The organism is Litorivivens sp. (assembly GCF_041625495.1).
Classification (GTDB): domain Bacteria; phylum Pseudomonadota; class Gammaproteobacteria; order Pseudomonadales; family Spongiibacteraceae; genus Litorivivens.
In genome coordinates this window covers 1-11334 of the sequence record NZ_JBFJTH010000126.1, presented here as the reverse complement: position 1 = coordinate 11334, position 11334 = coordinate 1, and the positions used below count along the sequence as shown (strand labels likewise).

Below are 11334 nucleotides of genomic sequence, written 5' to 3'. Positions count from 1 at the left end.
TTCGAAGTCGCAGGCTTTCGCTGGATGGTCCCGATGGTCAAACTGGCCTTCTGGGAAGACCCGAAAGAACAATCGCGCTTGCTGGGCAACCTCATTGGGCTGCCCTTACTGGCCATTTCACTATTTCTGTTTTTATGGGCCGCCGGCGCGGCACAAGTGGATACCAGCCTGGGGAAATTGCCGGGACCTTCAGCGGTACTCGACGCGGGGAAAACCCTCTATGCCGAGCATAAAGAAGAGCGCGCCAAGGAAGCGGCCTTTTATGAGCGCCAGCAAAAACGTAACGCCAAGAAGCTGGAACGCAACCCTGACGCCAATATTAAGTGGCGCAATTACACCGGAAACGCAACCTTCATCGACCAGATATTCACCAGCCTGAAAACGGTTTTTACCGGCTTTGTTGTGGCCTCGCTAATCGCGGTTCCCATCGGTATTGCCTGCGGACTTAGCCGCGGACTAAACACAGCCTTATCTCCCATTATTCAGATTCTAAAACCCGTATCACCCCTAGCGTGGTTGCCCATCGTCACCATGGTGGTCAGCGCGGTTTACATTAGTGACGACCCACTGTTAGCCAAATCGTTTGTGAACTCTGCAATAACGGTAACCCTGTGTTGCATGTGGCCGACCTTGATAAACACCGCAGTGGGTGTTGGCAATATCGACGAAGACCTGATCAACGTCGGCCGTGTTATCCGTCTGGGGTGGTTTACCCGCGTACGGAAAATTGCGATTCCCGCCGCACTACCCATGATATTTACCGGCTTACGAATCTCCCTCGGCATTGGCTGGATGGTATTGATTGCCGCTGAAATGCTCGCCCAGAACCCCGGTCTCGGCAAGTTTGTCTGGGATGAATTCCAGAACGGCAGCTCTCAATCACTCGCCCGCATCATGTTCGCCGTCGTGACCATCGGTTTTATCGGCTTTGTGCTCGACTGGTTGATGCTAACCCTGCAGAAAATGATCTCTCACGAAGACGTGAAAAGTTGATGTATCCAAGGAGCCCATCATGAACCCCTATGTTGAGCTGTCACAACTGACCATGGATTTTCCAACGCCCAAGGGTCCGTTTCGGGCGCTGGAAAAAGTTAACCTGAAAATTCAGAAAGGCGAATTTATTTCGCTGATAGGGCATTCCGGCTGTGGCAAATCCACAGTGCTAAACATCATTGCCGGTCTCTACCAGGCCACTCAAGGCGCAGTAGTCCTCGAAGGCAAAGAGGTAACCGACCCCGGCCCGGAACGCGCGGTTGTGTTCCAGAATCATTCATTATTTCCGTGGCTGACAGCTTACGAAAATATTGAGATCGCCGTGAAGCAGGTATTCAAAGGCAAAAAATCTAAAGCCGAAATCAAGCAATGGGTGGAACACAATCTGGCGCTCGCACACATGAGCCATGCCGCTCACAAATACCCCTCGGAGCTTTCCGGCGGCATGAAACAGCGCATTGGTATTGCTCGCGCACTGGCGATGGAACCCAAAGTGTTACTGATGGATGAACCTTTTGGCGCTCTGGACGCACTGACCCGTGCGCACCTGCAGGATTCGCTGATGGAAATACAGACAGAGCTGAACAATACCGTTGTCATGATCACCCACGACGTGGACGAGGCCGTACTCCTCTCAGACAGAATTGTAATGATGACGAATGGCCCGGCCGCCACCATCGGGGAAGTGCTGGACATCAACCTGGAACGCCCACGCGACCGCCTGACCCTCGCTAGCGATGCTCAGTACAACGCGTATCGCGCCGCGGTGTTGCGCTTCCTCCATCAAAAGCAGTCCAACCCCGCGCTTGCCCAATCCCGGCCCTCGCCGGATCGTCCCAGCACCGAAAATCCCGAAGCCGTAGACGAGGCCGCATGAGAGTCACCCCCATGACAACGCTGGAAAAGAAAGATATAAAACTCGGCTATATTCCGCTGACCGACTGCGCTCCGTTTGCGGTTGCTAAAGAAAAGGGATTTTTCGAGGAACAAGGATTGAATGTTTCGCTGTCACGGGAACATTCCTGGGCCAGTATTCGCGACAAGGTAGGGTTGGGCGTGCTTGACGGCGCTCAGATGCTGGCAAGCATGCCGGTGGCCGCGCGCCTGGGAGCTGCAGGCCCACGATTGGATATGGTGACCGGCTTCGTGCTGGATTTAAACGGCAACGCCATTACCCTGAGCAACAGGCTCTACGACGCGGTTGTGGCGACGGACCCCGACGCGGAATTCTCACCGCTCGCCGCTACCCAGGCCCTTAACCTAGTCATCAAAGCGAACACCCAAAACAAGCGACCGAAATTTCGGTTCGGCGTTGTATTTCCTGTGTCCACACAAAACTATGAACTGCGCTACTGGTTAGGCTGCGGTGGCACCAATCCCGACACGGATATCGACATTGTCGTCATTTCGCCGCCGGATATGGTGGACCACCTGAAATCTGGCGATATCGATGGCTATTGTGTCGGTGAGCCGTGGAATACCGTAGCCGTACTCGGCGGCCTGGGCCATGTGGTCGCGACCAAGTACGAACTGTGGAATAACAGCCCGGAAAAGGTTTTCGCCGTTGCCAAAGGTTGGGCGGAAAAACACCCCCACTCCCACCGTGCGCTGCTGCGCGCACTGATGAAAGCCTGCGCCTGGCTGGACCAGCCCGAGAACCGGTTGGTTACGGCGGAGCTGCTCACTGCGCGTGGCTATATCGATCAAGACCTGGAAACTGTCGCCATGTCTCTGTGCGGTATCAGTCAGCGCCACCCCGGCCGCGCCCCCGAGGACGCTCCGGATTTTCATGTTTTCAACCGCTACTGCGCTAATTTTCCCTGGCTGAATCAGGCTGAGTGGTTTATCGCTGAGATGTACCGCTGGGGACAGCTCAAGAATCCGGTAAGTATCAGCGCCATTGCAGAACAGGTATACCTGCCAGAACTCTACCGCGAAGTTGCGAATGAGATCGGGGTACCCTGCCCCGCCATCAACCGCAAAACAGAGGGAAATCTTACGCCACAAATGCTACAGAATTTCGCACCGCATATGGGACCGAACCAGTTTCTTGACGGTAAACGCTTCGATGTCGGCAAGGTATTAAGCTATCTCGAACAACACGATCTCAGCCACGCCAATATTGTCGAATTAAGGCAAAGCAATGAAACCCATGGATAACACAAATGCGCTTCGTGCCTTGCTGATCGGGGTGGAGAGCGATGGCGCTAAAGACCTATTTCAACTATTGGAAAGCCTTGGTATGGTGCTGATACCCCGCAGCGCGTCCGAGGGCAGCCTCTACAGCCTGATCGAATCCCTCCAGCCAGACCTGATTTTTGTAGATGCCAATTCACCCGCCCGCGATACCCTCGAACACGCGGTGTCAGCCCACCGAGACCTGCCGCAACCTGTGGTCAGTGCCGACGGCGACCTGCAAATAAGCCTGCGGCGACTTGCAGGTGATATTGGCATCAGTCTTTACGCTGGCGACGGGGTAACACCTGCCCTGCTGCAGGCACTGATTGATCTCACGATCAGTCACTGTCACAGCATTGAGGTGTTGCGAAGAGAAGTTGCATTGGCAATGATGGCTCAGCCACGGGACGTAGCCGTTCATTGAGCTGCCCAGCGCGGTATCAGGCTGCGGCTGCCATAGGCCCACTGTGAAAACGGAACTCGGCATCCGGCGCCTGAATCAGCTCGGCTTCTTTCGCGGCAAAAAATGCCACTCGATCGTCAACGTCAGTTGCTGAAACGCCCGCATCTCTGGCGTACTGCTTGGCCAGTTTGAGATAGTCGAGAAAATGGCGCGATTCGGAGCGCAGCAGTGAACGGTAGAAGTCAGCCAGCTCATCATCCAGACGCGGTGCCAGTCGCGCAAAACGCTCGCAGGAGCGCGCTTCAATAAAGGCGCCTACGATCAACACATCAATCAGCTTGCCCGGCTCAGACGTGCGCATATACTCGCGCAGCCCCCCGGCATATCGCGCAGAACTGAGCTGAACATAGTCGATATTTCGTTGCTGCATAATCGCCAGCACCTGCTCGAAGTGCCGCAACTCCTCGCGCGCCAGCTTGGACATACGGTGTAAAAGATCCGGTTTGTCCACGTAGCGGTACATCAGGTTTAGCGCAGTAGAGGCTGCTTTTTTTTCGCAGTTTGCGTGATCTATCAACAAGATAGAGAGGTTTTCTACAGCTGTTTCAAGCCATGCTTCAGGCGTTTCACAAGCAAGAAAATCGTTAACGGGCTGAATATCTACAGTCTTCATGGCTACGGCTGGTCAGTGGCTACGTGAAAGGCGCGCAAGTATACCAGACCCAAGTCAGACCACGACCTTCATATAGCGCTCGTAGTGGGCTTCCGACAGGATATAGAATTCCCGGTCGATCATGTCGCGCAACTGCGGCAGCGGCACATCGCGATATTGCGCATCGATAGCCAATCCGAAGTCGGCGGGATCACTGATCTGGGCGGCCCCGGCCTTAAGCAGCGCAAAGGCCCAAATTTCAGGGCATTTATGGGGCTTGTAGCGAATTTGCTGGGCCTGCAGCTGCCACTCAAGCAAGCCCGCATCCACCACTTGCAGCTTGTTCTTCACCACCTGAGCTAGAAAGTCATCCAGCCGCCGATCAATCACCCGTTTCTGGTCTTCGGTGTAGCTGATCCAGTCAATCACTTCATGGGAAAAACGCTTGCAGCCCCGGCAAACACTGTCGCCCAGGGCTGTTGAGCACACCCCAATGCAGGGGGTGGTAACTCGTGGCAGAACATTTTGACTCAGGGTGGGCGGACTCACAGATGGAACTTCTCCGGTTTATTCACGGCAAAAACGGCGGGTATAACGGTAACCGCCCCCGCTTACAGAGACAAGTCTTGCCTTTACCTCTTAGCGAACTGGTTGATTTACAGTATAATTACGCACCTTTCGACGTCGATGATGGGCATCGATAGCCCCGGCTGCTAGCGATCCTGGCGGCTTTAGGGTACCGAAATAGCGACCAGAGGAGCTTAACTGTGCTTGAAGCCTACCGTGAACACGTTGCCGAGCGTGCTGCACTGGGTATTCCCCCGAAACCCCTGAACCCTGAGCAAGTTGCCGCCTTGGTGGAACTGCTGAAAAATCCCCCTGCTGGCGAAGAAGCCACTCTGGTGGAACTGATTTCCGAGCGTGTACCGCCGGGCGTTGATGAAGCGGCCTACGTAAAAGCCGGGTTCCTTGCCGCCATTGTTAAAGGTGAAGCCAGTTCTCCTCTGATCGACCGCTCCAAAGCTGTAACCCTGCTGGGCAACATGCACGGCGGTTACAACATTGTGACGCTCGTTGAGTTGTTGGACGACAGCGAATTGGCAGCCCAAGCAGCCGAAGAACTCAAGCACACTCTGCTGATGTTCGACGCCTTCCACGATGTGGAAGAAAAAGCGAAAGCTGGCAACGAGTATGCCAAAGCCGTAATGCAAAGCTGGGCCGACGGCGAATGGTTCACCAAGCGTGACAAAGTAGCCGAGTCCATTAAAGTGGCTATTTTCAAGGTCACCGGCGAAACCAACACCGACGATCTGTCCCCTGCCCCTGATGCCTGGAGCCGCCCGGACATCCCCCTGCACGCTCTGGCTATGTACAAAATGAAGCGCGACGGTCTTGAGCCGGAAGAGCATGGCGTACGCGGCCCGATGGCTCAAATCAAGGAAATCCAAGATAAAGGTCTGCCCGTTGCCTTCGTTGGTGACGTTGTCGGTACCGGCTCCTCACGCAAATCCGCCACTAACTCCGTACTGTGGTTCTTCGGCGACGACATGCCGGGCACCCCGAACAAGAAGTCTGGCGGCATCTGTATCGGTAACAAGGTTGCCCCTATCTTCTACAACACCATGGAAGATGCTGGCGCACTGGTTTTTGAAGCACCCGTTGACGATTTGAACATGGGTGACATCGTTGAAATTCGCCCCTACGACGGCAAGATTCTCAACGAAGCCGGCGAGACAATCTCCGAATTCGAACTGAAATCTGACGTACTGCTGGACGAAGTTCAGGCTGGCGGTCGAATCAATCTGATCATCGGTCGCGGCCTGACCAGCAAAGCCCGCGAATCGCTCGGCCTGCCCGAGACCGACCTGTTCCGCAAGCCGGAAGCACCTGCAGAAAGCAACAAAGGCTTCACGCTCGCTCAGAAAATGGTCGGTAAGGCTTGTGGCGTCGAAGGTATTCGCCCCGGCACTTACTGCGAGCCGCGCATGACTACAGTGGGATCTCAGGACACCACCGGCCCAATGACCCGCGACGAGCTTAAAGACCTGGCGTGCCTCGGCTTCTCTGCCGACCTGACCATGCAGTCTTTCTGTCACACTGCCGCGTATCCCAAGCCTGTGGATATCGACACCCAGCACACCCTGCCCGACTTCATTATGACCCGTGGCGGTGTATCGCTGCGCCCCGGCGACGGCATCATCCACAGCTGGTTGAACCGCATGCTTCTGCCCGACACTGTGGGTACCGGCGGCGACTCACACACTCGCTTCCCGATGGGTATTTCATTCCCGGCGGGTTCCGGCCTGGTGGCCTTTGCCGCCGCTACGGGTGTAATGCCGCTGGACATGCCCGAATCGGTACTGGTTCGTTTTAAAGGCAAGATGCAACCTGGCATCACCCTGCGCGACCTGGTTCACGCCATTCCGTATTACGCCATTCAGGAAGGCCTGCTGACCGTAGAGAAGAAAGGCAAGAAGAACATTTTCTCTGGCCGCATTCTCGAAATCGAAGGTCTGGACCACCTGACGGCCGAACAGGCATTCGAACTGTCTGATGCCTCTGCCGAGCGCTCTGCCGCTGGCTGTACCATCAAACTGAGCGAAGAGTCTGTTGCCGAGTACCTGCGCTCCAACATTACTCTGCTGCGCTGGATGATCAGCGAAGGCTACGGTGACACGCGCACCCTTGAGCGCCGCGCCCGTAAAATGGAAGAGTGGCTGGCCAACCCGGAACTGATGGAAGCCGACAAAGACGCCGAATACGCCGCCGTGATCGAAATCGATCTGGCCGACGTGAACGAGCCTGTTGTTTGCTGCCCGAACGACCCGGACGATGCCAAAAAGCTGTCTGAAGTGGCTGGTGACAAGGTTGACGAAATCTTTATCGGCTCATGCATGACCAACATTGGTCACTTCCGTGCCGCCGGCAAACTGCTGGACGCGCACAAAGGTGGCATCAGCACCCGCATGTGGTTGTCTCCGCCCACCAAAATGGACGAGCACACCCTCATGGAAGAAGGCTACTACAACATCTTCGGCCGCGCCGGCGCGCGCATGGAAATGCCTGGATGTTCACTGTGCATGGGTAACCAGGCACGAGTAGCCCCAGGCAGCACGGTGCTGTCCACCTCAACCCGTAACTTCCCCAACCGTCTCGGTGATGGCGCTAACGTCTACCTGACCTCTGCCGAACTGGCAGCGGTTGGCGCAATTCTGGGCAAACTGCCAACGCCGGAAGAGTACCTGCAATACGCGAAAGATCTCGATTCCATGTCCAGCGAAATCTATCGCTACATGAACTTTGATCAGATTGCAGAGTTCCAGAAAGGTGCCGAGGAAGGCGCCCGCATTGCAGCGGTGGAGATTCAGGAAGTGGCGTAAGCCGTTTACTGAGCAAGCTTGAAAAGCCCGCCTAGCGCGGGCTTTTTTTTGCCTGCAACGCGGGCTGGTGAGTTTGCTGGCCTATACAGCCACTAGAACGTCATAAAATCCGGCGTATTGAATTTCCAGCTTTTTACTTCCGCCCTTTCCTTAATCCGCCAGCCTTTATCCGTTCTTACATATTTGTCGACATACCATAGCCCCAGCATAAACACATGGGTTGGCTGGTCGTCGCCCATCGACATTTCCATGGGGTTGAAACACATCACCCGACCTTCGGCTTCGTCACCATTGAGCTTGATCTGAATATTGGCGTTAAGGTGCTGGGAGTTGGGGAATGCGGGCAGTGCCTGCTTCAGGAAGTCGATGGTGGTATTAAGGTCGCCGACCGAGCCATCAAAGGCGCTGTAATCTATATGGGCATCTTCCGTAAAGACATCCCGCAATTCATCAGCGGCCTTGCGGTCTATAATATCAGCGTAGTGGAACAGCAGATCCTGAATTTCAAAACGATCTGAGATTTCCTGTTGGGACAGCATACGGCGGCTCCTTTATTATGATTACTCATGACATAAAGTCATAGCTTAGAAGCCCCCGCGCTTTCCCGCCTCACCCCAATGGGGGAAGCCTCATCCGCTTACACATTAAGTATCTTGAGCGTATTGGTACAGCCCCCCACACCGACGTTATCGCCGTGTGTAAACAATACCGTGTCGCCAGGGTTTACCAGCCCCTTGTCGCGCAAGTGTGCCACCACCGCCGGAATCAACTCTTCCGGGGTATATTTTGCTGTCTCCATATAGACCGGTCGGACACCCCGATATAAACATACTCGATTGCAGGTGGTCTGATGGCCACTCACCGCGTAGATCGGTAGCCCGGAGCTGATGCGAGACATCAGCAAAGGCGTTTTGCCAGATTCCGTCAGTGCAATAAGGGCCTTCACCCCTTGCAGGTGATTTGCCGTGTACATGGCACCCATCGCAACGGCCTCTTCAGCGCTGACGAATTCACGATCCATGCGATGACCGGAACGCCTTATCGATGGCGACTGCTCCGCACCTACACAAGTACTTGCCATGGCCTCGACCGTCTCTACCGGATATTGGCCGGCAGCAGTTTCAGCCGAAAGCATAACCGCGTCGGTACCATCGAGCACGGCATTGGCCACATCAAACACTTCTGCACGAGTGGGCAGCGGGCTGGAAATCATCGATTCCATCATCTGGGTCGCGGTGATGACCACCCGGTTAAGCTGCCGCGCCCGCTTTATCATCAGCTTCTGATAGGCAATGAGATTAGCATCGCCAATCTCGACACCAAGATCTCCCCGCGCCACCATAATGCCGTCACAGGCTTCAATTAACGCATCAAGGGTTGCTGGATCCGCCACCGCTTCCGCCCGCTCAACTTTACCGATGACGTCGGCAATGCAACCGGCCTTGGTCAATTCACTGCGAGCATATTCGATATCTGCGGCACCGCTGGGAAATGAGATTGCCACGTAATCCAGCGCCAACTCGGCAGCCACTTTGACGTCCTGCAGATCTTTTGCCGTTAACGCCGGAGCTGACAGACCACCGCCCAATTTGTTAATCCCCTTACGCGATTTAAGGGTGCCTGTGCTTTCGGAGCGGGTGTGCACGCGATTGCCTTCCACCTTCTCGACCACTAGCCGGAACCGGCCATCGTCAAGCAGCAGAATATCACCGGCCGATACACTTTCCGGCAAAGGAGGATAATCCACCCCAACATGCCCGCTGTCGCCGGCACCGTCCTCAAGATCGGTATCGAGCACCAGCGTCTGGGCTTTTTTCAAGGCAATTGCATCGTCAGGCAATTTACGCAATCGAATCTTGGGGCCTTGCAAGTCACCCAGCAGCGCCACGTGCCGCCCCAGCTCGGCCGCCAACTCTCGAATCCGGTGAGCGCGTTGGCGCTGCTCATCGGCCAGGCCGTGAGAAAAATTAAGCCGAAACACATTAACGCCCGCCTTGATAAGGGCTGAGAGGGTTTCAACACTGTCGGAAGCTGGGCCGATGGTTGCGACAATTTTCGTTCTGCGCATGAAGGGTTTCTACTGACCTCAAATTGATGGTATTAACCCATCCATTATGTCTGAGTTGAGGCGAAAAATCAGTGTTGTGCCAGAGACCTGCTGATCAAACGGACGATTTTCACGCAATTGCGCAATGCTATGCTTGTCTCCACCAATTGATTCTGCAACCCACCGCCGCGCTTCGGGAGTATTTATGGCTAAGGTCTATGCACTGGAAGGGGTTATCCCCGTCGTTCACCCCAGCAGCTTTGTACACCCCGAAGCGGTGTTGATTGGTGACGTACGCATCGGCGCCCACTGTTTTATCGGCCCGTTTGCCTGCCTGCGCGGCGACTTTGGCATTGTGGAAGTCCACGACGGTGCCAATGTCCAGGATCACTGCATGCTGCACAGCTTTCCCGAAAAAAAGGTCGTGGTGGAAGAGCTTGGCCATATCGGTCACGGCGCGGTGCTTCACGGCTGCATCGTAAAACGTAATGCATTAGTGGGCATCAATGCCACAGTGATGGACGGGGTGGTCGTAGGCGAAGAGGCTTTTGTAGGCGGCAACGCCTTTGTCAAAGCCGGTTTCGAAATCCCGCCTCGAACGCTGGTATCCGGCGTACCCGCGCGAATTGTGCGCACACTGACCAACGAGGAAATTGGCTGGAAAACTCACGGCACCGAGCAATACCAGCATCTGACTGATCGCTACTTTGGCAGCTTCGAAGCGGTCGCGCCGCTTCCCGAAATGGAAGAAAATCGACCCAGCCTGCAGTGTGACCGAACAACATCAATGGCTCTCCACGAACTGAAAAAGCAGTGACGCTTGCACGTTGTAGCCACGCAAGGGTATGGTTTCACCCTTTCAATAATGGAGTGATGCAATGGCCATGGAAGAGTCACTCAATGTATTCGGTGAACCCCTGCTTCCCTGCAGCGAAGACCCCGTAACAGGTTTCTTTCGCGACGGCTGCTGCAATACCAGCGCTGAAGATCTGGGCTCACATACCGTATGCGTGGAAATGTCCCAAGAGTTTCTAGAATATTCGCGCTTTCGCGGCAACGATTTATCCACCCCCGCCCCGCAATTTGGCTTTCCCGGTCTCCAACCCGGCGACCGCTGGTGTCTTTGCGCTGCGCGCTGGCTGGAAGCCCACGAACAAAACATGGCGCCACGGGTATTTCTGCAACGCACCCATCAGAAAGCTCTCGATACGGTCCCTCTCTCTGTACTCCGCCGCTTTGCTGCTGACCTGAATTGATAATGCAACTCGCCGCTTGAGGCGATGGCGACACTGCATGGTGGTGCTATAGTTTCGGCCAACAAACCATAAGGAAGGGAGGAAACCGCATGTCTGAACTGGGATTCTGGTCATTTGCCCGCAAAGACCCCTCACCACTGGCTCTGGTCGCACCCGACGGCAAGCAATACACCCGTGGCGATCTGCTCAACACCGCCAACCAGGTGGTTCACGGGCTGCGCGCACTGGGCATGCAGCGCGGAGATGCCGTTGCGATGATGCTGCCAAACTGCGCCGAGTTTTATCACATTTACCTGGCAGCAACCCAAGCCGGTTTTTACATGGTGCCCATCAACTGGCACTTGGCTGGACCGGAAGTCGCCTACATTCTTGAAGATTCGGAATCCAAAGTCTTCATCACCCACGAGCGTGTTGCAAAAGCTGCC

At 55.2% G+C, this 11334-nt stretch carries 12 protein-coding genes; 8 read left to right on the top strand and 4 right to left on the bottom strand.

The window, feature by feature from the left end:
* The 4 genes from ABYP39_RS13760 to ABYP39_RS13745 form a co-directional block, all read left to right on the top strand.
* The coding region (locus ABYP39_RS13760) for an ABC transporter permease (protein ID WP_372783068.1) at nt 1–993 on the top strand (993 nt) is incomplete at its 5' end.
* Between the two features lie 19 nt (nt 994–1012).
* Nucleotides 1013–1870, top strand: coding sequence for an ABC transporter ATP-binding protein (locus ABYP39_RS13755; protein WP_372783066.1), 858 nt, complete (start codon nt 1013–1015; stop codon nt 1868–1870).
* Entirely contained in the window at nt 1867–3153 is a 1287-nt protein-coding gene (locus ABYP39_RS13750) for a CmpA/NrtA family ABC transporter substrate-binding protein (protein WP_372783064.1), read from the top strand. The genes ABYP39_RS13755 and ABYP39_RS13750 overlap by 4 nt, the downstream gene beginning before the upstream one ends.
* Nucleotides 3146–3595, top strand: a complete 450-nt coding sequence (locus ABYP39_RS13745) for an ANTAR domain-containing response regulator (protein ID WP_372747473.1) — start codon at nt 3146–3148, stop codon at nt 3593–3595. The genes ABYP39_RS13750 and ABYP39_RS13745 overlap by 8 nt, the downstream gene beginning before the upstream one ends.
* 16 nt (nt 3596–3611) lie before the next feature.
* Here ABYP39_RS13745 and ABYP39_RS13740 read toward each other — a convergent pair whose 3' ends face one another.
* Both ABYP39_RS13740 and ABYP39_RS13735 read right to left on the bottom strand, forming a co-directional pair.
* A complete protein-coding gene (locus ABYP39_RS13740; RefSeq protein WP_372747474.1) occupies nt 3612–4247 on the bottom strand; it encodes a tRNA-(ms[2]io[6]A)-hydroxylase in 636 nt (211 codons plus the stop codon).
* Between the two features lie 54 nt (nt 4248–4301).
* Nucleotides 4302–4775, bottom strand: a complete 474-nt coding sequence (locus ABYP39_RS13735; protein ID WP_372747475.1) for a DUF1289 domain-containing protein — start codon at nt 4773–4775, stop codon at nt 4302–4304.
* 218 nt (nt 4776–4993) lie between these two features.
* Between ABYP39_RS13735 and acnB the strand changes: the two genes are divergently transcribed.
* On the top strand, nt 4994–7606 hold the full coding sequence (acnB, locus tag ABYP39_RS13730) for a bifunctional aconitate hydratase 2/2-methylisocitrate dehydratase (protein ID WP_372747476.1): 2613 nt from the start codon (nt 4994–4996) through the stop codon (nt 7604–7606).
* Between the two features lie 92 nt (nt 7607–7698).
* Here acnB and ABYP39_RS13725 read toward each other — a convergent pair whose 3' ends face one another.
* Nucleotides 7699–8145, bottom strand: coding sequence for a nuclear transport factor 2 family protein (locus ABYP39_RS13725; protein WP_372759132.1), 447 nt, complete (start codon nt 8143–8145; stop codon nt 7699–7701).
* 98 nt (nt 8146–8243) lie between these two features.
* Nucleotides 8244–9674: a pyruvate kinase gene (gene pyk, locus ABYP39_RS13720; protein ID WP_372759133.1), complete on the bottom strand. Its 1431-nt coding sequence runs from the start codon at nt 9672–9674 to the stop codon at nt 8244–8246.
* Nucleotides 9675–9858: 184 nt separating this feature from the next.
* On the opposite strand from pyk, the gene ABYP39_RS13715 reads away from it, so the two are divergent.
* The 3 genes from ABYP39_RS13715 to ABYP39_RS13705 all read left to right on the top strand — a co-directional run.
* Nucleotides 9859–10470, top strand: a complete 612-nt coding sequence (locus ABYP39_RS13715) for a transferase hexapeptide repeat family protein (RefSeq protein WP_372747479.1) — start codon at nt 9859–9861, stop codon at nt 10468–10470.
* A 61-nt stretch (nt 10471–10531) separates the two neighbouring features.
* Nucleotides 10532–10909 (top strand): DUF2237 family protein, encoded by a 378-nt coding sequence (locus ABYP39_RS13710; RefSeq protein WP_372747480.1) that lies wholly within the window; start codon nt 10532–10534, stop codon nt 10907–10909.
* Nucleotides 10910–10998: 89 nt separating this feature from the next.
* On the top strand, nt 10999–11334 hold a 336-nt coding region (locus ABYP39_RS13705; protein WP_372783062.1), incomplete at its 3' end, for an AMP-binding protein.